The organism is Amnibacterium endophyticum (genome assembly GCF_042680685.1).
GTDB classification, from domain to species: domain Bacteria; phylum Actinomycetota; class Actinomycetes; order Actinomycetales; family Microbacteriaceae; genus Amnibacterium; species Amnibacterium endophyticum.
Genome location: NZ_JBHUEA010000002.1, coordinates 105,439 through 128,844, shown reverse-complemented (window position 1 = coordinate 128,844; position 23,406 = coordinate 105,439). Strand labels below are relative to the sequence as shown.

Below are 23,406 nucleotides of genomic sequence, written 5' to 3'. Positions count from 1 at the left end.
CTTTGCCACGTTGCAGATCTGCAACGTGGCAAACCGTGCTTCACGGGCCGACAGCTCGAGCCGGCGTTCGACGACGACGCCCTCGCGGTCCGCATCTCGAGGAGGAGAGACGATGAAGTTCCCTGCACGAAGGTTTCGACGGACGGCCGCGAGCGCAGTGCTCGCCGGTGCACTCGTCGCGGTGTCGCTGACCGGCTGCTCTGGTCAGGGCGCATCCGGCGACGGCGGTTCTGCGACGAAGGGCACCATCAACTGGTGGAGCTGGACCCCGACGAACGATGTGGCGAAGGGCGAGATCGCCGCGTTCAACAAGGTCTACCCGGACATCAAGGTCATCTACAAGAAGGTCCCGATCGAGAACTACGCGGCGTCGCTGAAGCCGGCCCTCGCGTCGAACGCCGGTCCGGACGTCTACACCGTCTACAACAGCGGCGGGTTCGGCGCGCAGATCTTCGCGCCGTACGCGACCGATCTCACTCCTGCGGTCGAGAAGCTGCTCGGAGCCGACTGGAAGTCGAAGGTCTACGAGGGCGGTGTGAAGGCCTTCACGATCGACGACCGTCTCGTCGCAGCGCAGTACGCGAAAGCGGGCGCCGGGATGCTGTGGATCAATCAGAACCTGTTCGACAAGTACAAGCTGAAGCCGCCGACGACGCTGGACGAATGGGTCGCGGTCTGCAAGACCTTCCGCGCGAACGGGCTCGGCTGCTTCCGAGAAGGCATCGCGAGCTCGGGCTTCGGGGCGGACACCCTGCACTCGATCATGGACAGCTACCAGCCGGGCGTGTGGGCCGATGCGATCTCGGGCAAGGGCAAGTGGTCCGACCCCACCGTGGCGAAGTCGCTCGATCTCATCCGGACCCTGTCGAAGAACGGCATCCTCGACCCGGGCTCGGTCGGTCTCCAGCAGTATCCCGACGTCAACAACGACTTCCTCACCGGCAAGGTCCCGATGGTGCAGATGGGCACCTGGTACCAGCAGAACGCGAGTCTGCCGACGCTGACCGCGGCGCTGGAGGGTGCGGGCGTGTCGAAGGACACCCCCAAGATCACGATCATGCCGATGGCGTTCCCGGACGTCGCAGGCAAGGGCAACCCGTCGACCGTCTTCGCGGACGTGGACGCAGGCAACTCGGTGAACGCGAAGTCGAAGCAGCGGAACGCCGCGACGACGTTCGCCGTCTGGCTCGGACACTCGAAGGCAGGCCAGCAGGCCGTCACGAACAGCCTGGACTCGCTCGCCACGCTCGACGGGATCACCCCCGAGTGGGACAAGATCACGCTCGTCGACCCCGATCTGCAGCGCCCCGCGCTGCAGAAGGTCACCGAGCAGCTGGAGACGGCGACCGACTCGCGATCCTTCGGTCTCTCCGCGGAGGTGAGCCAGGCCATCATCGATGCCCTGCAGGCCGTGCTCACGAGCGACAAGTCCGGGCAGGACGCCGCGAACGACATCCAGTCGGTCGCCGAGGCCGCGCAGAGCCGGTGAACGAGCCGCTGATCGTCCGGGACGAGTCGGTGACGACCAGGACCACGACGACGGCGCGACGGGCCGACGTGATCTCCCGAGAGGGATCACGTCGGCCCGGGCGGCTGCGTCAGCCCGCCGGCCTGCCGTGGATCCTGCCGGCGGTGATCGTGGCCGTCGGGCTCCTCTACTACTGCATCGGCTACACCGGCTACATCTCGACGCTGCGCTGGGACGGGGCGAGCCCGCTCCAGCAGCCCGTCGGCGCCGACAACTTCGTGCGCATGGTGGGGGACGCGGTGTTCTGGCGCGCGCTGAGGAACACGGCGGCCTTCTTCGTGGTCACCCTCGTGGTCCAGGTGGTGCTCGGGATGGTGCTCGCCTGCCTCCTGCACTCCGAGCTCCGCTTGAAGACCCTGCACAAGGTCCTGATCTTCATCCCGGTCGTTCTGGCCACCGCGACGACCGCGCCCGTGTTCCGCCAGATGTACGCGCCCGACGGCACCGTCAACGGCGTGCTCGACGCGGTCGGGCTCGGCGCACTCGCGCAGCCCTGGTTGGCGAACGGGACCTTCGCGCTGCTGATCGTCATGTCGGTGCAGATCTGGCAGGCGACCGGGATCACCTTCATCCTCTACTACGCCGCGGTCGGCCAGATCGACACGGGCGTGCTGGAGGCGGCGCGGCTCGACGGCGCGGGGAACCTCAGGATCATCCGGTCGATCGTGTGGCCGGGCGTGCGAGGCACCACGATCGCCATCGCGATCCTCACCGCCATCGGGTCGTTGAAGACCTTCGACATCCCGTTCCTGATCACCGGTGGCGGTCCCAACTACGCGACCGAGTTCCTCGGGACGATGATCTACCGGGTCAGCGTCTCATTCTCCCAGGTCGGGTACGGCGCCGCGATCTCCGTCGTCCTGCTCGTTCTCGCCGTCGCCACGGCGATCACGATCAAGGTGTCCAGCGCCGAGAAGGACCCGGCCGATGTTTGAGACGAAGACCAGACGTGCTCGCGTCCTGCTGCAGATCCTGCTCGCTCTGCTGGTGCTTCCGTTCGTGTTCCCCCTCATCGCCATGGTCCAGGGGTCGCTCGCCGGGTCCGGGTGGGGCAATTACCGGACCGTGCTGTCGCTGCCGTTCCTGCCGAGGTTCTTCATCAACAGCGCGCTGCTCTCGGCAGCGGTCATCGCCATCGTGCTCGCCTGCACGACCATGGCCGCCTTCGGCTTCTCCAAGCTGCACGTGCGGGCGAAGGAGATCTACTTCTGGATGCTGATGATCGCGCTCACGCTGCCGGGCGTCGTGCTCATCGCTCCGCTCTTCGCGACGGTGACGCAGATCGGGGCCTACAACACGCTCTGGTCGGTGATCCTCCCGGTGGCGGCGCTGCAGATCCCCTTCACCGTGCTGCTCGCCCGGAACTTCGTCGACGGCATCCCGGACGAGCTCGTGGAAGCGGCCCGCGTCGACGGGGCGAACACGCTGAAGACGTTCCGCCACGTCATGCTGCCAATGATGAAGCCGATCACCGCGGCGATCCTGGTGCTGGTCTTCATCGCGTCGTGGAACGAGTTCCTGCTCGCGCTGCTCTTCCTGCAGACCCCGCAGCAGCAGACGATCACGCTCGTGCCGCAGTTCTTCGTGGGGCAGTACAACAACGATCAGACGAAGGTGCTCGCCGCTGCGGTGCTGACGGGGCTGCCGGTCGTGATCGCCTACATCTGCCTGCAGCGGTTCTTCGAGCGCGGAATGGCCGCGGGCGCGCTCAAGTGAGCGAGTCCGTCGGCGAGCGGCGACGGACTCGACCACAGACGACCTCGTCCTCAGCGCGCGCCGAGGACGAGACCAGATCACATCACCGTGGTGCGCCCGCGTCGTGCGGACGCCCCCCGTCATGGAAGAAGGAAACATGCTCAAGGTTCTGTTCATCGGCGGAAACGGGATCATCAGCTCCGCAGCGAGTCGGCTCGCCGTCGCGAAGGGGTACGACCTGACCCTGCTGAACAGGGGGCGCCAGACGTCGCGGCCGGCCATCGAGGGTGCGGAGACCCTGGTCGGCGACTCGACCGATCCAGCGAGTGTCCGTGATGCGATCGGCTCGCGGCGCTTCGACGTCGTGGTGAACTTCCGAGCCTTCTCGCCGGAGCAGGTGGAGGCGGACATCGAACTGTTCCGCGGTCGTACGGGCCAGTACGTGTTCATCAGCTCTGCTTCGGCCTACCAGAAGCCCGTCACGCGATTCCCCATCGTCGAGTCGACGCCGTTGAGGAACCCGTTCTGGCAGTACTCCCGGGACAAGATCGCGTGCGAGCGCACGCTCATGCGCGCCTTCGACGACGAGGGGTTCCCGGTCACGATCGTGCGCCCGTCGCACACCTACGACCGCACCCTCGTCCCGCTCGACGGTGGCTGGACCGCCATCGCTCGGATGCGGGAGGGCAAGCCGACCCTCGTGCACGGGGACGGGACCTCGCTGTGGACGCTGACGAACCACCGGGACGTCGCGCACGGGCTGGTGGGACTCCTCGGCCTGGAGCGCAGCATCGGCGACGCGTTCCACATCACCGGCGACGAGATTTTGACCTGGGACATGATCGCGCACGAGCTCGCCGCCGCCGCTGGAGCGACAGCCGAGATCGTCCATGCAGGATCGGACTCTGTCGCCCACGCCTTCCCCGAGTGGGCCGACGGGATCCTCGGCGACAAGGCGCACTCGTTGATCTTCGACAACAGCAAGATCAAGAGTTTCGTCCCCGACTTCGTCGCGACCGTGCCGTTCGCGCTCGGTGCGCGCGAGATCGTGCGCTGGTACGACGAGGACGCGAGCCGACAGGTGGTGGACCGCGACCTCGACGCGAGGATCGACCGCTTCATAGAGGACCGCGCGGTGGCCGCGTGATGCGGCATTCGCAGCGCGCGGCTCGGGCCCTGTCGCCGGTCGGCGTCGGTCCCTGCGGAGCGTGCTCCCGCCGTCGGGTCGAGCGCACGAGCGAGTCCCGGTGACCACCGCGCCCGTCACGCCGGAATCGGCGGACTGGATGCGGCCGCTCGGGAGCACGGGACTGCTCGTCTCGGCGGTGACGATGGGCGCGGCACCGCTCGGCGGCATGCAGGAGCTGTTCGGCTACGACACCCCTGAGGAGCAGGCGGTCGATCTGATTGCGCAGGTCTGCGCGAGCCCGATCCGCTCGATCGACACCGCGAACATGTACGGCGACGGCCGCAGCGAGCTTCGCATCGCGTCCGGACTCGCCCGCGCCGGCGCCGCCGCGACGGACATGCTCGTCGCGACCAAGGTCGACGGGAAGGACGGGGACTACTCGGGCGCCCGCGTCCTGCGGTCTGTGGCGGAGAGCCAGGAACGCCTCGGCATGCATTACCTGCCGCTCGTCTACCTCCACGATCCGGAGTTCGCCCCGGAAGCCGGGCTGGATCGCCCCGGCGGGGCGGTGGAGGTGCTGCTCGAGCTGCAGGCGCGCGGAGTCATCGGCCATCTGGGCGTCGCCGGAGGGCACGTTCCGACTATGCGCAGGTTCATCGCCACCGGAGCATTCGAGGTCCTGCTGACCCACTCGCGGGCGACTCTCGTGGACGGCGGAGCAAGCGACCTGATCGACGCAGCGAAGGCCGCGGGCATGGGCGTGGCGAACGCCGCGGTGTACGGCGGCGGCCTGCTCGCGTCGCGAACGGCGCAGCCGCTCTACAGCAACTTCAAGCCGGCTCGTCCGGAGGTGCTGGCGGCCGCGTCGCAGCTGTTCGACCTCGCGGACGAGTTCGGGCTCTCGCTGGCCGACGCAGCTGTGCAGCACTCGCTGCGCGACGAGCGGATCGACACCACTGTCGTCGGCATCTCGAAGCCGGAACGCATACCTGCGCTCCTCGCGGGGTTGGAGGTCGAGATCCCGGAGGAGTTCTGGCGCCGAGCCGCAGCGATCAGGCCTCCGAGCTCGCTGTGGGTGGATGCGGATGCGGTCTGAGGTCAGGCGTCTGCCTCGCCCTAACGGTTTCAGCGGCCTTGCTTCGCGGCGAGGGCGGCGATGAAGAGCGGCAGTGCCCCCGCAGGGACTCGAACTCGGATCCGAAGGTCTCACCGATATTCAGGAGATCGCAGAAGATCGCGCCGATCAGGAGGAAATATAATTCTTCCGAATATCGGCATCTCAGGAGATAGCGGCGTGTCGCAGGAGGTTGTGGGGATTTTGTGGGGGCTCGTCGCGGGCTCCGCCGACCGTGGGCCGGTTCGGCCTGTCGCGCTCATCGCCAGCGATACACCCTCTCAAAATCTTCGACCGCTTGCGCTTGGATGCCTGGTGGTACGTTCGGCAACGCGTGGCCGCCTGCAGTTTCCCGCTCGAGATGAAGCCACTCTCGTGTCGTCAGGTCGGGCACGCGGACGAGCAGTGGCTGCGCGCCTTCCCTAATGAACGGCAAATCGTCGAAGCGGCATCGAGTGATTGCCTCCTCGAGCGCTGGCGACGCCGTTATGCCGCCCCAAGTCAACATGCGAGCGTTGTCCGCGTAGTTGAAGTTGAACAGCTGGCGGAACGGGCCGTCATGCGCTTCACGGCACACGCTGTTGGCGAGCGTCTGGAGTGCCTCTCGCTCTGCGGCAGCGATGCCCCAGCCATTCGTGTCCTTGGGTGCCAGGTCGGGGGGACACAAGTCGTCAAGACGCTCGCGGATCGTGGCGAGCCGCTCCGGAGCGGACTTGCCCCGCAAGTCCGCCTGTGTCGTCACGATGGTCACGCTTCCGGGTGGCGCGGCACGAATGACGTAGTCGACGTCGCGGAGGATATTCCGGTCGAGGGGATCGGTGTAGTCCAGCCAGGTGATCGCGCGCCGATCCCAGTGGAGCGTAGAGAGCATGTCGCGTGCTTCACCCATTTTCACCTCGATTCCCGCGTACGGCCGGTTGAATTCGACTCGGTGGGTGAGCATGGTGTCCCGCTCGATCGACGTCATCGTTTCGAGTCCGAGCGCGAGGTGCATGTCGATGAAGTCGTTATACTCCAAGCCGCCGAACCCGACGTATTGGTACTCGATGGTCGGTGCGATGGCGGTCAGGCGTCGACAGGCGTCCACGATCATTCGCCGTTGCACCGTTTTCGCAGAGCGATCCGAATAGAGCATGGCCATCAGTCGATCTCAGCGTCCCAGACATAGTCGAATGTGATCCGGCCGAGATCAGAACCGTTCACCGCGTTGAGTACCTTGGCAAGGCGGTTGTATCGATCGAGGTCCACCACGTACTGAATCCGCTGAATCTTCGGATCTGCCTTCACCTTGGATGGGAACACGTGCGATGGGGGAGCCGTTGCCGACGACCGGGTGGTGATCGCCTCTAGCCGTACTGGTGGAGCGCTCTCCGCAGCTGCCAGCAGGGCAGTCGCTGGCAATGGGGTTTCGCCCCGCTCCTCGCGGTCCTTGTTGGTATCTACCCACCGAGCCGTCTCCGCCTTCACGCGATTGATGATCGACTGAACCTCGACGAGGGCCTTCTTCATCTCCGTCGCTACGCGGCGAAATACGGGATGGTCGCGATCAACAGCCGTCTTGGTCGTGTTCCAAGGAAGGAGACTTGCGTCCTCGGCATCAAGGAAGACGTAGCCGCGGAAGTTGCGGTACTGAGGGTGGTACGCAGCCGCGGTTCCGCCCCAGCCCGTGATCGCGCTCCGATCTCCAGCGAGCAGCAGCCGATCGTTGCAGTACAGGTACCAGCCAGCCGCTCCCGGGTTCTGGAAGTTCTGCGCGCGACCCTCGTCGACAGTTCTGTCTACCGGCCCAATAGTGCCAGCCACAAGGCGGACGTGGACGGTCCCGTTGCCAGTATCGACGTCAAACTCCTCTGCGACCGGACTGTACGTGTCGGACGACTGCAAGACTGGCTGATTGGCGCCTAGCGGCTGACCATTAACCACGATGGTCAGGCCGTTGACGATTGAGCGCTGATGTCTCGTGGCGAGCTCAAGGCGCAACTGAGCCAAGGTCGCGTCGTCGGACAGGTCTTCAGCGATGCTTGGATGCAATTTGGTGACAGTAATCGTCGTGCCCGAGGATCGCCCGTCCGGCAAGTCAGCGCTTTCGGTCAGTGAGGAGAAGCGAAATGTCCAGTCGTTGGTCTTTTCCCATGAGTCGACGTCTTCCTCAACGGTGAACATGGAACTCGCGCCGGGCGTCGGCGCGGCAAACGCTGACTCCACTCGAAAGTGCGTGCCGAGCTTGAATATTGCACGCTTCATCCCGATGCCGAACTGACCGACTGACCCCGGTGTGCCCTTGAATGCCGACGGCCGGCCGAACTTGAAAGCGTAGTTCCTCGCGATGTCTGCTGAGATGCCGCCCGCATTATCGACGATTTCGAAACGATCCCCGGATGCGGTGATCTCAATGCGGTACTCGCTCAGCGCCCGAGTGCCTGCGCGCGCCCCATCCACCGAGTTGTCAACGAGGTCGGCGATCGCCGGGAGAAGCTCGATGTCCTTCGTGAGCATCTCGATGAAGAAGCGCTTCTCCGCCGAGGCGTCGATCATCCTGGGATCGTCGTCGGGGACGAATGCCATGCCCTGCAACCTCTCTGCCGTACCGCGTGCCTGTAGCCGTCCAACCGAACGCTACGGTCCAGCGTCGTCCCGGTCTGCCGCCACGCGGCGGGGCAGCCTTGCAGGTGTCGGTGGGCTGTGCGATCGTTCCCCCGTGGGGGACCAGGGAAGACCGATCGCGATCGACCTGTTTAGCGGCGCTGGCGGCCTCAGCCTGGGCTTTGAGCGCGCTGGATTCGACGTGCTGGCGGCTGTCGAGTATGACCCCGTGCACGCGGCGGTGCACCGCTACAACTTCCCGTTGACCGAGTTGCTCTGCGCCGACGTCCGAATCGTGAGCGCGGATGATGTCATCGCGGCGGCCCATCGGGGGTGGGAGTTACATCACCCGGAAGGGCCGCGGTGGAACGGCCGCATTGACGCGGTGATCGGCGGGCCGTCCTGTCAGGGATTCTCGGTGATCGGGAACATGTCACACGACGACGAGCGCAATGACCTGGTCGTGCACTTCGCGCGACTTGTCACTGAACTGCAGCCGGAAACGTTCTGCATGGAGAACGTGCCCGGATTGCTCCACCCGAAGTACGAGGCTCTGCGGGCGAACGTGCTCGGTCGGCTTGAGGGCGCTGGCTATCGGATCGCCGGAGCGGATCGCGTAGTCCGCGCGGAGGACTTCGGCGTGCCGCAGCGGCGCCACCGCGTGATCATGATCGGCACAAAGGCGCCGGTGAACGCCCCCTTCCTGGCGCCAACCACGATCGAAGAAACGACCGTCGGGGACGCATTCGCGGGACTTGAAGGGATTGCAGACGCGCCTGTTTCGCCACTGGGTGAGTTACGTCTGACGACCGAGCAGCTTGAGACGCTCGACGCGGTGGAGAACGAGTACAGCCGACTGGCTGGTCTCCGCGAGGAGCGTCCCGGGGCGTACGGTCACCCACGACGGGTGGATCGATCTGTCCTGTCAGGGTTAGGTCTCACTCGTCACTCCGAGTCCTCTATACGGCGGTTCGACGAGACACCGCCCGGGACCAAGGAAAAGGTCAGTCGCTACTTCCGACTTGCCCTCGACCGGGCGTCGCTCACGCTCCGCGCCGGCACCGGTCGCGAGCGAGGTTCGTTTAGCGCGCCACGTCCCATCCATCCCATCGAACCGAGGGTGATCACGGTGCGCGAGGCCGCACGGCTGCACTCGTTCCCCGACTGGTTTCGCTTCCACGTGACGAACTGGCATGCCCACCGACAGATTGGGAACTCCGTGCCGCCACTCCTGGCAGAGGCAGCTGGAGCTGCCGTGATGACGGCGCTCGGCAGGGTTCCGAAAGTCAGTGACCGCGAGCCTGTTGCACTAGGCCCGGAGGCTCTCCTGTCACTCAGCGTGTCTCGCGCGACGACCGTGCTTGGTGCGTCGGCCGATCACGTCCCTGCAGCGCGCGTCCGCAGAGCAGCCTCGCCCGGGCCGCTATCCACAGATGTCCCTATCGCTGACGAGATGGGGCTGGCGAAGCCGCTTGACGACCGACGGCTGCATCTGCGCCGTTCGCCACGCTAACGCAGCTCGCGGGCCACCTCCGGTCGCGCGGGTCAGGGCGGATGACCCCATCGATCTCACTGCGGCCGGCGGCCTCGTGGGTGGCGTCCGCTTCCATCTTGGGGGAAACGGGCGCCGGAGCGAGCACATCGAGGCGCGACTCGTGCGTAGTCCTGTAGGAGTTCCACTTGCACGCGTCCGAGGTCCGGCAGAAGCCCAACCAGGCGATCTTCAAGCGGATCATCATCCTGAGGGCGAGGTCGTCGGCCGCGACCGCGACGAGCCCATCGCAGAACCTACGTCAGTTGACGCGCTCTGCTGGCCGGTCCCACGCCACAGCCCGACGATCATCGGGCGACCATCGTCGAAGGTGCGCGGGCGCCGGGCCAACCAGGTGCTACCCGAGATGGGCTGCGCGTAGTCAAGGTCCAGATCGTCCACGGCAACGCGTCGAACCAGATGCGCCGCCGCAACAGGCCCAGGTACGAGTGCGCTGTTGAGCGTAACCGAGCTGGGCCTGTCCCGGCGGTCGAAGATCGACGGCCCGCTACGCGGCATGCCGCGGCTCGCCGTGTTCACGGCCGGGCGGAGGTGTGTATGTCGGCACGTCGTGGGAGGATCCGTTCCGACGTCCGCGGGAGCGCCGGGTGCAATTTGGGTTCGGCAACAAGTGAAAGGAGAACTTGTAGGCGCAGTATATATTTCAATGAGAACCATGGGAAATATCCTCAAGAATCATCAGATCGCAAGAGTCGGATAGCAGTGAACATGAAGGTGTTTCTCCACCGCGCATGTTCGGCGAAAGGGTAATCAAGTGGGACAGATCATCACCGTCGAGCAAAGCGAACGCTTCCAAATGCGGGCACGGTCGGTGCTCCTTGAGTTGAGAAACCTTGATGAGCGAATTCTCTACCGCGACTATATAAAAGCGATGCTTGGCATGGGATACAGTCGCGATGAGGCGAACCGAACGCTTGACGCCCTTCCCTGCTCGCTGCAAAGCGATCTGACGATCACGTTCGATGAACCGCTTTAGGGTTTAGCGGCTCACAGTGACAGGCGATACTCGCCGCTCTGGCGCGGGGCCAATCGCGCCTCAAGATCCTCGTTCCCCGTATCAGCGCGATCACGACCGAGTCTTCTACTCCTCTGAGTTTGCGCGCCTTGAGGGAGTTACGCAGGTTGTCACGTTGACTGCGAATAGTCTTCACAACCGTCTGACACATTCGTATCGTGTTGAGCAGGTGGGTGAAAGCATCACGCTCGCCTTGAAGAAGCAGGGTCATGACGTCAACGTCGACGTCGTAGCGACGGCCGCGCTTGCTCACGACATCGGTCATGCTCCATTCGGACACACGGGCGAAGAGGCGCTTCAGAACGCTCTGCAGTGCGTCGAGCACCGCCGAGAGCACAACGATTTCGAGGGCCGCCAGGGACGAAAGATCCGCGAGGATGTCTACGAGCAGGTATGTAAGAACAACCCACCGTGTGCGCTCATGGATAGCTTCGAGGGTAACGCGCAGTCGCTTCGAATCGTCGCACTACTAGCGCCAAAGAGCGACAACCCGACGCCCTTCGGGCTCGACCTCATGCAGCGCACGCTCCGCGCGACAGTGAAGTATCCCTGGCTCAAGGGAGCCCACCCAACAAAGCTTGAGAAGTGGGGCGCATACGACTGCGACCGCGCCATACTCGAGTGGGTACTCGGTGGCCCACTTGGAACACCGGCGGAGCAGTCCCTTGAAGCGCAGATCATGGATACCGCGGATGACATCGCCTATGCGGTGCACGACCTCGAGGATTTCTACAAGGCGCGGCTGATTCCTATCGCAAATCTCAGGGTCGGCAGTCCGGACTTCGTGAAGGTCCTCAATTACGCAGTCACGGATCCAGACAAATCGAAGTTTAAGGGCTTGCGTGAAGTGCATCGGCACTATGGCCTGCTCGGGCGCGCTGAGGAAGCAGCCATCACGGCAATCGAGAGCGCGCGCGCGAACCCGGGTGCGACGACCGCGACCGCTTCAATTGAGACGGCGGATGGCGTCAGCGTGATCCTGAACCTGCCGCTTCATGGGAACCCCAGGGACCGCGACGTGCGCGACCTGATACTCGAACAGTTCCCGTTGCTTGAACAGATGAACACGATGTTCAACTTGCTGCCAGGTGACGCGTACAGCGATAACCTCGCTGGGCGTGGACAGGTTACGCGTATGCGTTCCGCCCTCATCACGGCTTTTGTCAACGACCTTATCGTCGTGGACGGAGAGCTAAAGTTCGCGCACGACTTCGTCGCCCGCTTCATGGAGTTCATGAAGCAGCTGACCTGGTTCTTCGTTATCGACGACCCAGACCTCATCAATATCAGAGATGGTCAGCGGCGGGTGATTGGAGAGATGTTCCAAGCGCTGTACGTCAAGGCGCAGGAGGTGTGCATCCAGGAGGGCTCACTGCCCGATAAGACGCCAACGATGTCACTTCGGCAAATCGATGAGAGCATCCGCGGGCTTCCGCCGCGCCTGAAGGACTATCTGCAACTTGGGGCGGCGAACCCTGGCAACTACTTGCCACGACAAATCGTCGCGCGCGCAGTGGTCGATTACATCTGCAGCCTGACGGATGAACAGGCGTACACGCTGCACGCTCAACTAACTGGCTCGGCTGCCTACGCCGTGCCGCGCGCTCTTGCCGCGCTTCGCGTAGGGAGCTATCCGTAAGCCTGCTGGCGCTCCTCGTCCGGCCACGTACTCCAGGGGCGGACTGCAAGCTGGTCGTTGTCGAACCGCGGGTCCTTGCTGATGTCGCGCGACGCCCAAGGTGGGAGAGGCACGTTCCCAACCTGATCGCCGCCTTCAAGCTCCGCGATGCAGAGACCCTCGTTCTCGCCTAGGAATTCATCGACGTCCCACGCCTCATTCATCAGAACGTGGTACCGCCGCTTCGTGACCACGTTGCCTGCTCGGTCGATGACCTGCCGAGCCCACAGCGGCGAGACCGAGACCTCGTACTCCTCGCGCTTGCGCGCGGTTCCGAATCCAAAATCCGGTCCCTTGCCTGTCAGGAAGGCGGCCCGATCAAGGACGTCCGCGCTGAACTCGATCTGCTCCTGCACGAGCCGAACGCGGATGGCGTAGCTGTCTGCGGTGAAAACGTACGCCTGAGTGAGGAGTTGCCACTGCGCGCCGCGCACGATCGACAGGTCTCCGACGAGGAAGCGTCGTTCGGTCTCGGTGTCCATCGGCTCTCCTTGCGTGGCGACTTCTGACCGCAATGGCGAGGGGTCTGCCTGATGGGAGCGTAATGCTGCCGCATGCACCTCGGTAGGCGGGTCGCGTGTTTTGTCATTATGGTCCTGCGCAGTTCGGAGCAGCCGACCTATGACGTATGCATCTCTGCGGGCGGCCAGTCGGGGGCTGCTCCGCCATATGGACTGTGGATCGAAAACGGCAATTGTGTGACATAGCCCAACGCACTTCCGAGCTCGGCCCCTAGGACGTCGTCATCCATCGGCATCGCCGCATCAAGGGTGGTCGCGACGCAACCCTACGGCTGTTCTTGCTTGTGACCGGTGCCACACTGTCCGAGGAGCCCCGCGGGCGGGCTGGTAACAGACATGGGCGCCCAAAGGACGCCGGGCACCCGCGACCCCTGCTTGTTCGGGATAAGCCTCCACTCCTGGACCGGAGGTGTTGGGCGAAGCGCTGAGGTGGTGGCGCTGACTGACGTAGGTGCTCGTCAGGATCGTGGCGGCCCGCCTTCTCGAGCGGCTCGATGACAGATCCCTCGCAAGGTGCCTCGTTCGATGCGAGGGGTCTCGCGAGGGGTTTCGGGCGTCTTGCCCTGTCCTGGCCTGCCACCTCGGCTGACGCCGCTCGCGAACCACCCTCACTCAGCAGAGAAGCGTTGCTGACTGAGGGTGGTTCGCGAGTACAGGCGGCAGGCCAGGACAGGGCAAGACAGGGAGCAGGTGTCAGGTGAAGTGACAGGAGGTGGTGAGGGGCTAGGAGTCGGACGAGGGTGAGAGGTGTAGCGGAGCGAGCGTCGGTGCGGGTGCATAAGGTGACGAGATTCGGGGGGCGGAAGGTCGATCGTGGCGAGTATCGAGCGTTATGAGACTGGGGCTGGGCGGCGGTATCGGGTGCGGTATCGCGATCCGGAGATGCGGTCGAAGGAGCGGGCCGGCTTCGTCACGCGCAAGGAAGCCGAGGCGTTCATCGCGTCAGTGATCGTCGCGACAGGTCGCGGCTAATACATCGACCCGCAGTCGGCCAGGGCGACGGTCGGTGACCTCGGGCCAACCTGGCTTGCCGCGCAGATGCATCTCAAGCCCAGCTCCTACGGCGTGCTGGAGTCGGCCTCGCGGGTGTGCGTCGAGCCGCGGTGGGGCGAGGTCGAACTCGGCCGGGTCCGGCACAGCGAAGTGCAGCTCTGGGTGAAGGCGCTGGTCGAGGGGACCGCGCCGAGCATCCGCTCGGTGCGACGAGCGTCATCCGGGCGTACGGGATCCTCGCGTCGATCCTCGACCTCGCGGTCCTCGACCGGCGCCTGACCGTCAACCCGGCGCGCGGCGTGCACCTGCCGCGGAAGCACGGCAAGCGGCACGCCTACCTCTCGCACCAGCAGGTCGAGCTGCTGGCACAGTGCGCGAAGGACAAGGGCACCCTCGTCCGCTTCCTCTGCTACACCGGCCTGCGCTGGGGCGAGGCAGTCGCACTCCGCATGCGTGAGGTCGATCTGATAAAGCGTCGGGTGTCCGTCGTAGAGAACGCGGTCCGGATGGGCGGGAGAATCATCGTCGGTACCCCGAAGTCGCATCACGCCCGGCGGGTGCCGGTGCCGGCGTTCCTCGCCTACGAGCTCGCGGTGCTTAGTCGGGGTCGCGCGGGCGGCGACCTCGTGTTCGGGGACGGGAAGCAGTACCTGCGGCAGCCGACGGTGAACTGCGGCTGGTGGGTGCAGGCGATCGCCCGCGCGCAGGAGCTCGACCCGACCTTCCCGCGGCCGACCATCCATGACCTCCGGCACACGGCCGCGAGCCTCGCGGTGAGCGCCGGCGCGAACGTGAAGGCGGTGCAGCGGATGCTCGGGCACGCCTCCGCGGCTATGACGCTGGGTCGAGAAGCGGACCCCTGGCGAGGATCGAGCTCTGCAACGCCCTGCCTGCGGGCTGGATGAACAGCTCGGCGCTCAGCTGGTGGCGGTGGTCTCGAGGCTCGCTGCGCTCGCACCTCGACCGGCGGGGTGGGGGCGTCGGACGTGTCGACGCTGAGCGTGCCCCCGCAGGGACTCGAACCCTGACTGAAGCGATTTTAAGTCGCCTGCCTCTGCCATTGGGCTACGGGGGCGGAACGCCGCGACCCTAGCCGAGGGCCGCGGTCAGCCGCCGATGCCGCCCGTGATGAGCGCGATACCGAGCACCACCGTGCCGGTCGTCGCCGCCAGGCCGAGGAGGCCGACCCAGGCGAGCGGGCGACCGGGGCGGCGCACGCCGAGCACGACGACGATCACCGCCGTCAGGCAGATCGCCGGGCCGAGGGCGATCACGCCGCTGCCCGCGCCCACCATCCCCGCATCGCAGGACAGCGTGCAGGCGTTCGACTGCATGCCCTCGAACGCGGCGAGCACCGGAGCCAGCAGAGCGGTGGCGCCCAGGAGCGTGACGCCGGCGACCGTCGCCGCGCGGTCGAGCGCGAGCAGGTTCGGGCCGGTCATGCATCCACTCTCGGGGCGCTGCGCGAGTGACGCATCACCCCTGCGGGGGAACCGGCTGAGCGCTTGATGACAAGCCCTTCGTCGATACCTGAGGGCGGGCGCCCTCTGCCCGATCCAGGGCATCGGTCCTGCGGTCGGGCTGCGCAGTCCTTCGGTGCTCACGCTCTCGGAAGCAGAACGGCGACCCACGGACGGCTAGGAGGGGCCTGCGCTTCCACTGAGTGTCCGCCGACTCCGCCGTAGGCTCGGCGTATGGATGCCGCTGCGATCTGGATCCCGCTCGTCGTCGTCGTGATCCTGGTGGTCCTGCTCGCGCTCCTCTTCGTGGCGACCCGCTCGTCGCTCCTCACCCTGCGGGACCGCGTCGACGAGTCCTGGCGGGACATCGAGCAGCTCGTGCGGCAGCGCGCCGACCTGCTGCCCCGGCTCTCCGGCTCCGTGCGGCAATACGCGACGCACGAGCCGCGGGTGTTCGAGTCGGTCGAGGCCGCGAGGGAGGAGACCCTGGCGGCCAAGTCGCCCGAGCGGGCGACGGTCGCCGAGACGCACCTGCAGCAGGCGCTGCGCTCCCTGCTCTCCACCGCCGACAGCTATCCGCAGCTGACCGCGAGCCCCGAGTTCCTCGGGCTGCGCTCCGAGCTGGGGGAGACGGAGGAGCGGATGCAGGCCTCCCGCCGCTTCTACAACGGCGGCGTGCGCGAGCTGAACACGAAGCTGCAGGTGCTGCCGTCGAGCTTCGTCGCGAAGCGAGCGGGGATCGAGCGGCGCGAGTTCTTCGAGGTCGGCGGGTCTGCGGTTGCGGAGCCGCCGCGGATTCAGTTCTGAGTTCTGTCGCTGGGTGGGTTTGGCGCGGTCAGCGGGTGCGTCTGGTCGGTGGTTTCGACAGGCTCAACCAGCGGGGTGGGGCGGGGCTGGGCGGGTGCAGGTGCGGACGCCCTGGTCCGCGCGCGAGCGGTGGTCTCGACAGGCTCGACCAGCGGGGGTTAGCGGGTTGCTCGAGCGGGGCGCCGACAGCAGAGACGAGTTCGGCGGCCGGTGACTTCTTCGGCGCTGCTGCGCTGCAGAGATGTCACCGGCCGCCGAAGAAGCGGGCGGGCTCGGGTCAGTTGTTGACGGAGAGCTCGTGGCTGATCGCGTTCGGGCCGTCGTACTGGCGGTCCGGGATGTTGCCCAGCGCGTCCAGCACCGGCTGGTCGGCGCCCGAGTCCTTCGCCGTCTTCAGGATGGTGTCCTTGCTGACCGGGTAGTCCATCCCGCCCAGGAACTTCTGGACCTGGATCGGGTTCGGCATGTCCGCCATGGCGGGTTCCTTTCCTTCTTGCGGGGACCGGCGGCTCAGCCGGTCGTCTCGTGGGCGAACACGGCGGCCGCCGCGTCCACGGTGCGGTCGGGCACGGTCGTCGGCGCCTCGAGGTGCACGGCGCCGGAGGGCAGCACGCCGGCGCCGCCGAAGCGCTCCATGACCTTCCACTGCGCGGCGACGTCCTCGCCGCCGTGGTTCGGCGGCAGGTCGCGCCAGAAGTCGAAGCCGCCGACCGCCTGCAGCCCCTCGCGGCGGTACAGCACGCAGCCGGCCAGCCAGGCGACCCGGTAGGGCAGCCAGCCCTCCTCGGGCAGGTCGGTGCGCGCCGCGATGTGGGCGAGGTTCGCGGCGTTGTGCAGCGTCCAGCGCTCGGTGCCGGGGGCGTCCTTGCGCAGCCGCTCCGGGCTCACCCCGTCCTCCCACGGCGTGAACGGCGCCTGCTCGGCGGGGCGCTCGTCGCCGAGGTACGACAGGCCCTGCTGCGCGGCGCCGACGACGCCGCAGCCGAGCCGCTCGATCGCCTCGTAGAGGGTGGCGAGGAGGCCGGGCTCCGGCCACACGTCGTCGTCGAGGAACAGCACGTACGGCGAGGTCGCCTGCTCGAGCAGGAAGGCGCGGTGCTCCGCGATGCCGAGGCGAGGGAGGTGCTGCAGCACGCGCACCTCGCGGCCCTGCGCCGTAAGCACCCGGATCATCGCCTGCACGGCTGGCTCGACCGCCATCGCGTGGTCGTCGGACTGGTCGCTGATCACGACGCGGAAGGGCGGGTCGTCCTGCGCGGCGAGGCCCGCCAGCACGGTCGCGAGCTCCGCGAGGCGGCCGGAGGTCGGCACCAGCACGTCGAGCACCGCGTCCGGGCCGACGCTGCGCTCCGCCGCCCAGCGGGCCGCGGTCCGGCGGCTCGTCACGCCTGCGCCTCCACGCCCGCGACGCGCGCCCGGGCGAGCATGCCGCTCGTGGAGTGCGAGCTGACCCAGTCCACGATCCGCACCTCGCCGCCGTGCGCCCGCACGATCGGCGTCTCCACGAGCATCTCGGGCGTGTAGTCGCCGCCCTTCGTGTAGACGTCCGGCTCCACGGTCTCGATGAGGTGGATCGGGGTGTCCTGCCCGAAGACGGTCACGTAGTCGACGCTCGAGAGCTCCGCGAGCACGCCCGCGCGGTCCGCGGCCGTGTTGATCGGCCGGCCCGGGCCCTTCAGGCGGCGTACCGAGTCGTCGTCGTTCACCGCGACGACGAGCACGTCGCCCAGCTGCTTCGCCTGCTTCAGGTACGAGATGTGACCGAGGTGGAGCACGTCGAAGCAGCCGTTCGTGAAGACGATGCGGCGACCCGCCTTGCGGTCCGCCTGCAGCGCCGCGACGAGGGCCCGCTCGTCGAGCAGCCGCGCGCCGTCGGACAGGGAGGCGATCAGCGCGTCCGCGGTGCAGACGCTCGTGCCGGTCTGCCGCACGACCACGTCCGCGGCCAGCTGCGCGAAGACTGCGGCGTCGTGCAGGTCGCAGCCCGCGGCGAGGGCGCGCAGCAGCGCGGCCGCGAACGTGTCGCCGGCGCCGTTCGCCATCGACTCCGGGGCGGGGCGGGCGAAGGTGCGGCTCGGGGCGCCCGGGCCGTGGACGACGGTGCCGTCGCGATCGAGGGTGACGATGACGCCCTCCGCGCCGGTGCGGCCGAGCAGCTCGTCCCGGAGGCCGGCGACCTCGGCGACGCGGTCGGCGCCGAAGGTGCGGCCGAGCAGCCGCTGCGCCTCCCCCGCGTTCGGCGTGACCGCGGTCGGGTGCAGGGGAGCCCACGGCTCCAGGTCGTGCGCGTCGACCACGAGGATCGCGGGGCGGTCGTCGCGCAGCCGCTCCCGCACCGCGCCCTCCGTGGCGCCCATGCCGTAGTCGCAGACCAGCACGCCCTCCGCGCCGTCGAGGGCCGTGTGCAGCGCGGCCGCGACCGCCTCCTGCTGGCCCCCGTCGAGCACCGCGCCCTCGTCGAAGCGGACGAGCACCTGGCCCGCCGCGACCACGCGGGTCTTCAGCGTCGTGGCGAGCCCGGGCAGGCGGACGACGCCCGCGGTGTCGACGCCCGCCTCCTGCAGCAGGCGGACCAGGGAGTCGCCGGCCTCGTCGTCGCCGATCGCGCCGACCACCCGCACGGTCGCGCCGAGCGCCGCGAGGTTCACCGCCGTGTTCGCGGCGCCGCCCGGCACGTCCTGCCGCGTCCGCACCGAGACGACCGGCGCGGGCGCCTCCCGGCTCAGCCGGTCGGAGGGGCCGCTGACGAAGCGGTCGAGCAGCAGGTCGCCCGCGACGACGAGCGGCTCGCAGCAGTGGGCGAGGACCCGGTCGACGAGTCCCGTCTCGCGCGCGTCGCTCACGCGGCACCGCCCGGCAGCCCGAAGTGGACGACGGTCGTCGTGGTCATCTCGTCCAGCAGCTCCGGGCCGTAGCCGAAGCCGGAGCCGGAGGCGCCGCGCGGCTGCGCGCTGCCGCCGGGAGCACCGCCGAAGACGGCGTTCACCTTCACCGTGCCGACGGGCAGCAGCGCCGCGGCCCGGTGCGCGTTGACCATATCGGCCGTCAGCACCGTCGCGGCGAGGCCGTAGCGGTCGGCCGCGGCGAGCCGCAGGCCCTCGTCGAAGTCGTCGACCACGACCACCGGCGCCACGGGGCCGAAGGTCTCCTCCGTCAGCACCTCCGCGTCCTCAGGCACGTCGGCCAGCACGGTCGCCGGGTAGCGGCTGCCCGGGCCCTCCGGCACCGTCCCGCCGGTCAGCAGCGTCGCGCCAGCGGCGACCGCAGCGTCGACCTGACCCGCGACCGCCTCGCGCATCCGCTCGTCGACGAGCGGCTGGCCGGAGGTCGTGGTCCAGGCGTCCGCCGCCGCGACCAGCGCCGACAGGAACGGCTCGGCGACCGCGCGATGCACGTAGATCCGCTCGACGGAGGTGCAGATCTGGCCGGCATTCGCGAACGCCCCGAGCGCAGCCTGACCCGCCGCCCAGACCGGGTCGACGTCGCGGTCGACGATCAGGGCGTCGTTGCCGCCGTTCTCGCGGATGACGTGGACGTCGCGCTCCGCCCCGACCCGGGCGAGGGCGCGGCCGGTGGCGGTGGAGCCGACGTGCGCGATCACCGCGACGTCCGGCTGCTCGACGAGCGCCGCGCCGGTCGCGCCGTCGCCGGTGACGTGCACCAGCACGCCCTCCGGCAGCGCGGCGGCGAGGATCTCGTCGACGAGCGCGCCGGTGTGCGGGCTGCGCTCGCTCGGCTTGTGGACGACGGTGTTGCCGCTGACGATCGCCGCGCCGAGCAGGCCGGCGACGACCGCGACCGGGTCGTTCCAGGGGGTGAGGGCGACGACGACGCCACGGGGCTGCGGCATCGCCACGTCGACGGCCATCCGGCCGCCGCGCAGCTGCCGGCCGCGGTGCACCGGGCCGAGCTCGCTGTACTGCAGCAGGGTGTTCACGGCCGCCTCGACGCCGCCCGCCGCGTCGCCCGCCGGCTTGCCCGTCTCGCGGGTGTTCAGCGCCGCGACCTCGTCCGCGCGCGCCTGCAGCGCGAGCGCCGCGTCGCGCAGGCGCAGGCCCCGCTCCGCCGGCGGCGTCGCCGCCCAGCCCGGGAACGCGAGCGCCGCCCGTTCGACGGCGACGCGCGCCTCGCCGGCGTCCGCGGACGCCAGGACGCCGACCGTCTCGCCGCTCGCGGGGTCGGTGATCGAGATGCCGGTGGCGTGGTCGAGCGCGGGCTGCAGGGTCATGCAGGAGCGTCCTTCCGGGTCGTGGGTCGGCGACCCGCGGGAGACGGGGCCTTGGCACACTAGGGGCGGCGCCCCCCGGGGCACCTGTGAGCAGGCTGGGGCTTGACAGTGGCTCAGGATTGGGGGGTGCCGATGCCTGCTGTCGCCCCGCTCCACGCCTCCTTCGACGACGTCGAGCGCATCGCCGTGCTGCGCGGCGGGGGCATCGGCGACCTCGTCTTCGCGCTGCCCGCGATCGCCGCGCTGCGGGCCGCGTACCCGGGCGCGAAGGTCGTGCTGCTCGGCATGCCCGCGCACGCCGCGCTGCTCGAGGGCCGGGGCGTCGTCGACCGGGTCGAGGTGCTGCCCGCGGCGCCCGGCGTGCGGGCGGGGGAGGAGGACCCGGCCGCGACGGCGGAATTCTTCGAGCGGCTGCCGCGATTCGATCTCGCCGCGCAGCTGCACGGCGGTGGGCGCAACGCGAACCCCTTCCTGCTGCGGCTCGGCGCGCGCCACACGGTCGGCACGGGCACCCCGGACGCGACGCGGCTCGAGCGGACGCTCCACTACGACTTCTTCCAGCACGAGGTGCTGCGGTGGCTCGAGGTGGCGGGGCTCGCGGGTGCCGCGCCCGTCGACCTGGAGCCCCGGCTCACCGCGACCGCGGACGAGCTCGCCGCGGCCCGGGCGCTGCTCGGGCCCGGCCCGGTGGTCGTGCTCCACCCGGGGGCGACCGACCCGCGCCGGCACTGGCCGACCGAGCGGTTCGGCGAGGTCGCCGCGGCGCTCGCGGCCGACGGCGTCGCGGTCGCGGTCGTGGGCGACCCCTCCGAGGTGCCGGTGGCGGAGGCCGTCGTGCGCGCGGCCGCGCACCCCGCCGTGCGGTCGCTCGCCGGCACGCTCTCGCTGACGGACCTGGTCGGGGTGCTCGCGGCCGCGGCCGTCGTGCTCGCGAACGACAGCGGCCCCCGCCACCTGGCGCAGGCGCTCGGCGCCCCGACGGTCGGGATCTTCGTGTTCGGCAACACGATCAACGCGATGCCGTTCGGGCGAGAGCGGCACCGCATCCGCCTCGGCCGGATCACGCGGTGCCCGATCTGCGGCGCCGACGCGACCCAGGTGGGCTGGACCGCGCCGCGCTGCGAGCACGACCCCTCCTACGTGGCGGACGTCCCCGTCGCCGACGTGCTGGAGGACGTCCGCGACCTCCTCCGCCTCCGCGGCTGACCCGCGCCGCAGTCGTCGCCCGCAGCGCCAATCCGCGCCGAGCGCTCGGCGCCATCTGGCGCTGCGGGCGCACATTCGCGCGGCGCGGCGCGGGGCTGGGAGGCGGGTGTCGGGGTGCGGGGCGGACTTGCTGACTCACACGGGCGTGATCGGCGGATCCGGGCGGGTTCGGACGGTCATTCGCGCCCGGATGCGCCGTTCCCGCCCCGATGTCAGTCGTCCCGGCGAGATGCGGGCGAGAACCGACCCTCCGGGCGTTCCGGGGCGCCCGAGTTGTCGGGAGTCGCCCGGGTGCGGCTCGGCTCGGCGGTGCGCGGGCGGGATCCGACACCGCGGGCGCTCCACGGCTCACGGATGGTGGGGAAGCGCGCGGGTTCCGTGCTCCCGGCGCGCGCAGGCACCCGCTCAGGCGGCGCCGAGGGAGACCGCGGCGCGGATCAGGGCCGCGTTCGACGCGGCGCGGGAGCCGTCGGGCAGCAGGAGCGCGTCCTCGAGGCCGATCCGGGTGTCGACGCCGCGGCGCACCGCGTCCTCGAGCGCGATCCACGCCGAGTCGTCTTCGCCGTGCTGCAGCCGCGGCGGCAGCAGGTCGGCGTGGTCGAGCACCCGGTGCACCTCCGCGGCGCGATCGACGACCTCCGCCGCGGGCACGTGCACCAGCTCGATCAGCAGCCGGTGCACGCGGTCGCCGAGGCCGCTGCGCACGAGCGCCGCGGCGTCCTCCGCGTCCTGCAGCCCCGCCTCCACCTCGATGCCGAGCCCGAGCAGGGTGCGGATCAGGTCGAAGGAGTCCTCCTCCTTGACCTCCACCGTCGCGCTGTCGGGGCCGCGCCAGCGTGCGACCGCCGCCTGCCGCGCCCGCAGGTCGACCTCGATCCAGTCCGCCGTCGAGACGCTGACCGGCCAGCGGGTGGCGTCGTGCAGCGCGGTCGCGGCGGCGTCGACCACGGCCGCGTCCATCCGCTCGACGCCCAGTTCGTCGCGCGGATGGACGTGGAAGCCGTGCGCGCCCTCCGCGGCGCACTCGATCGCGTCCCGCTGCAACTCGGCCGCGGTCACCGGCACGCCCTCGTGGTCGCGCTTCGACCGCCTGCCGTTCAACGCCGCCTGCAGCATGCGGGGAGGCTAGGCAGCGGCTCCGAGGAGCGGCTGTCAGTCCCGTCCCTGCCCGCTGAGGGTCACGGCCAGGACGGCTCCTCCTCGTGCATGACCGAGATCTCGCGGATCTCGCTGCCGCGCGGGGAGCGGAGCGCGTAGACGACCGCGTTCGCGACGTTCGCCGGGTCGTTCAGGTTCGCGTCCGGCCCCGGCGCGTACTGCGGGGTGCGGCCGTCGAAGAAGCGCGTCTTCATGCCGGCGGGGATCAGCGTGGTGACGCCGATCTGTCCCCGCGTTTCGGCGGCGAGCGCGCGGCTGAAGCCGATCACGCCGAACTTGCTGGCGGAGTACGCGGTCGCGTCCGACACGGCGCGCACGCCGAGCGACGAGGCGACCGTCACGACGCGGCCGTGGGTCGCAGTGAGGGCGGGCAGCGCGGCGCGGACGACTGCGGCGGTGCCGAGCAGGTTCACCGCGACGACGCGCTCCCACACGTCGCCGGCGATCTCGTCGAGGCGGCCCGGCTTGTCGATGCCCGCGGCGGTCACGACGGCGTCGAGGCCGCCCTGCTCCTCGGCGATCTGCTCGACCAGCCGCTCGATCGCGCGGGTGTCGGTGACGTCGCCCGCCCAGGCCTTGTGCGGGCTGCTCGACGGGTCGAGGTCGATCACCAGCGGCGTGCCGCCGGCCTCCGCGATCGCGTCGGCGACGGCGGCGCCGAGGCCGGCGGCCCCGCCGGTGATCAGGGTGCGGCCGAGGGGCGTGGGCTCGGTGGAGGCGATGGGCATGGTCAGGTCCT

At 68.7% G+C, this 23,406-nt stretch carries 21 protein-coding genes and 1 tRNA gene; 11 read left to right on the top strand and 11 right to left on the bottom strand.

What is annotated here, in order from left to right; genetic code table 11:
• The first annotated feature begins 112 nt into the window (after window positions 1–112).
• From ACFSBI_RS01965 to ACFSBI_RS01945, 5 genes are all read left to right on the top strand, one after another.
• Window positions 113–1,489, top strand: coding sequence for an ABC transporter substrate-binding protein (locus tag ACFSBI_RS01965; RefSeq protein WP_377931503.1), 1,377 nt, complete (start codon window positions 113–115; stop codon window positions 1,487–1,489).
• Window positions 1,486–2,463 carry a carbohydrate ABC transporter permease gene (locus ACFSBI_RS01960; protein ID WP_377931502.1) on the top strand — a complete coding sequence of 326 codons (978 nt, stop codon included), beginning with the start codon at window positions 1,486–1,488 and terminating at the stop codon, window positions 2,461–2,463. The genes ACFSBI_RS01965 and ACFSBI_RS01960 overlap by 4 nt, the downstream gene beginning before the upstream one ends.
• Entirely contained in the window at window positions 2,456–3,244 is a 789-nt protein-coding gene (locus ACFSBI_RS01955) for a carbohydrate ABC transporter permease (RefSeq protein ID WP_377931501.1), read from the top strand. The genes ACFSBI_RS01960 and ACFSBI_RS01955 overlap by 8 nt, the downstream gene beginning before the upstream one ends.
• A gap of 136 nt (window positions 3,245–3,380) precedes the next feature.
• Window positions 3,381–4,370 carry an NAD-dependent epimerase/dehydratase family protein gene (locus tag ACFSBI_RS01950; protein ID WP_377931500.1) on the top strand — a complete coding sequence of 330 codons (990 nt, stop codon included), beginning with the start codon at window positions 3,381–3,383 and terminating at the stop codon, window positions 4,368–4,370.
• A 208-nt stretch (window positions 4,371–4,578) separates the two neighbouring features.
• Window positions 4,579–5,448, top strand: a complete 870-nt coding sequence (locus ACFSBI_RS01945; RefSeq protein WP_377931499.1) for an aldo/keto reductase — start codon at window positions 4,579–4,581, stop codon at window positions 5,446–5,448.
• Between the two features lie 277 nt (window positions 5,449–5,725).
• Here ACFSBI_RS01945 and ACFSBI_RS01940 read toward each other — a convergent pair whose 3' ends face one another.
• Together ACFSBI_RS01940 and ACFSBI_RS01935 are read right to left on the bottom strand one after the other, a co-directional pair.
• Window positions 5,726–6,607, bottom strand: a complete 882-nt coding sequence (locus ACFSBI_RS01940; RefSeq protein ID WP_377931498.1) for an O-methyltransferase — start codon at window positions 6,605–6,607, stop codon at window positions 5,726–5,728.
• Window positions 6,607–8,031: an ATP-binding protein gene (locus ACFSBI_RS01935; protein ID WP_377931497.1), complete on the bottom strand. Its 1,425-nt coding sequence runs from the start codon at window positions 8,029–8,031 to the stop codon at window positions 6,607–6,609. The genes ACFSBI_RS01940 and ACFSBI_RS01935 overlap by 1 nt, the downstream gene beginning before the upstream one ends.
• 133 nt (window positions 8,032–8,164) lie before the next feature.
• Between ACFSBI_RS01935 and ACFSBI_RS01930 the strand changes: the two genes are divergently transcribed.
• From ACFSBI_RS01930 to ACFSBI_RS01920, 3 genes are all read left to right on the top strand, one after another.
• Window positions 8,165–9,562 carry a DNA cytosine methyltransferase gene (locus tag ACFSBI_RS01930; RefSeq protein WP_377931496.1) on the top strand — a complete coding sequence of 466 codons (1,398 nt, stop codon included), beginning with the start codon at window positions 8,165–8,167 and terminating at the stop codon, window positions 9,560–9,562.
• A 793-nt stretch (window positions 9,563–10,355) separates the two neighbouring features.
• Window positions 10,356–10,577: a hypothetical protein gene (locus tag ACFSBI_RS01925; RefSeq protein WP_377931495.1), complete on the top strand. Its 222-nt coding sequence runs from the start codon at window positions 10,356–10,358 to the stop codon at window positions 10,575–10,577.
• A 16-nt stretch (window positions 10,578–10,593) separates the two neighbouring features.
• Window positions 10,594–12,255, top strand: a complete 1,662-nt coding sequence (locus ACFSBI_RS01920; protein WP_377931494.1) for a deoxyguanosinetriphosphate triphosphohydrolase family protein — start codon at window positions 10,594–10,596, stop codon at window positions 12,253–12,255.
• Here the strand turns inward: ACFSBI_RS01920 and ACFSBI_RS01915 are convergent.
• Entirely contained in the window at window positions 12,246–12,776 is a 531-nt protein-coding gene (locus ACFSBI_RS01915; RefSeq protein WP_377931493.1) for a CYTH domain-containing protein, read from the bottom strand. The genes ACFSBI_RS01920 and ACFSBI_RS01915 overlap by 10 nt on opposite strands.
• 1,331 nt (window positions 12,777–14,107) lie before the next feature.
• Between ACFSBI_RS01915 and ACFSBI_RS01910 the strand changes: the two genes are divergently transcribed.
• Window positions 14,108–14,713, top strand: coding sequence for a site-specific integrase (locus ACFSBI_RS01910; RefSeq protein WP_377931492.1), 606 nt, complete (start codon window positions 14,108–14,110; stop codon window positions 14,711–14,713).
• A gap of 97 nt (window positions 14,714–14,810) precedes the next feature.
• On the opposite strand, the gene ACFSBI_RS01905 is transcribed toward ACFSBI_RS01910, so the two are convergent.
• Together ACFSBI_RS01905 and ACFSBI_RS01900 are read right to left on the bottom strand one after the other, a co-directional pair.
• Window positions 14,811–14,883: transfer RNA gene (locus ACFSBI_RS01905), tRNA-Leu, on the bottom strand.
• Window positions 14,884–14,914: 31 nt separating this feature from the next.
• Window positions 14,915–15,250 carry a hypothetical protein gene (locus ACFSBI_RS01900; RefSeq protein WP_377931491.1) on the bottom strand — a complete coding sequence of 112 codons (336 nt, stop codon included), beginning with the start codon at window positions 15,248–15,250 and terminating at the stop codon, window positions 14,915–14,917.
• 252 nt (window positions 15,251–15,502) lie between these two features.
• Between ACFSBI_RS01900 and ACFSBI_RS01895 the strand changes: the two genes are divergently transcribed.
• Complete coding sequence (locus tag ACFSBI_RS01895) at window positions 15,503–16,075, top strand: LemA family protein (protein WP_377931490.1); 573 nt, start codon at window positions 15,503–15,505, stop codon at window positions 16,073–16,075.
• A 277-nt stretch (window positions 16,076–16,352) separates the two neighbouring features.
• Here the strand turns inward: ACFSBI_RS01895 and ACFSBI_RS01890 are convergent, their stop codons facing one another.
• From ACFSBI_RS01890 to ACFSBI_RS01875, 4 genes are read right to left on the bottom strand one after another with little or no spacing between them, the layout of a single operon-like run.
• On the bottom strand, window positions 16,353–16,550 hold the full coding sequence (locus ACFSBI_RS01890; protein WP_377931489.1) for a DUF2795 domain-containing protein: 198 nt from the start codon (window positions 16,548–16,550) through the stop codon (window positions 16,353–16,355).
• 35 nt (window positions 16,551–16,585) lie between these two features.
• Entirely contained in the window at window positions 16,586–17,461 is an 876-nt protein-coding gene (locus ACFSBI_RS01885) for a glycosyltransferase family 2 protein (RefSeq protein ID WP_377931488.1), read from the bottom strand.
• Window positions 17,458–18,918, bottom strand: coding sequence for a D-glycero-beta-D-manno-heptose 1-phosphate adenylyltransferase (gene rfaE2, locus ACFSBI_RS01880; protein WP_377931487.1), 1,461 nt, complete (start codon window positions 18,916–18,918; stop codon window positions 17,458–17,460). Before rfaE2 ends, ACFSBI_RS01885 begins: the two co-directional genes overlap by 4 nt.
• The gene (locus ACFSBI_RS01875) at window positions 18,915–20,303 is read right to left on the bottom strand and encodes an aldehyde dehydrogenase family protein (RefSeq protein ID WP_377931486.1); all 1,389 of its coding nucleotides are present in this window, start codon (window positions 20,301–20,303) and stop codon (window positions 18,915–18,917) included. Before ACFSBI_RS01875 ends, rfaE2 begins: the two co-directional genes overlap by 4 nt.
• A gap of 132 nt (window positions 20,304–20,435) precedes the next feature.
• On the opposite strand from ACFSBI_RS01875, the gene ACFSBI_RS01870 reads away from it, so the two are divergent.
• Entirely contained in the window at window positions 20,436–21,509 is a 1,074-nt protein-coding gene (locus ACFSBI_RS01870) for a glycosyltransferase family 9 protein (RefSeq protein WP_377931691.1), read from the top strand.
• Between the two features lie 405 nt (window positions 21,510–21,914).
• Here the strand turns inward: ACFSBI_RS01870 and ACFSBI_RS01865 are convergent, their stop codons facing one another.
• Complete coding sequence (locus tag ACFSBI_RS01865) at window positions 21,915–22,625, bottom strand: 3-keto-5-aminohexanoate cleavage protein (RefSeq protein WP_377931485.1); 711 nt, start codon at window positions 22,623–22,625, stop codon at window positions 21,915–21,917.
• Between the two features lie 62 nt (window positions 22,626–22,687).
• Window positions 22,688–23,395 (bottom strand): SDR family oxidoreductase, encoded by a 708-nt coding sequence (locus ACFSBI_RS01860; RefSeq protein ID WP_377931484.1) that lies wholly within the window; start codon window positions 23,393–23,395, stop codon window positions 22,688–22,690.
• Window positions 23,396–23,406 lie beyond the last annotated feature (11 nt).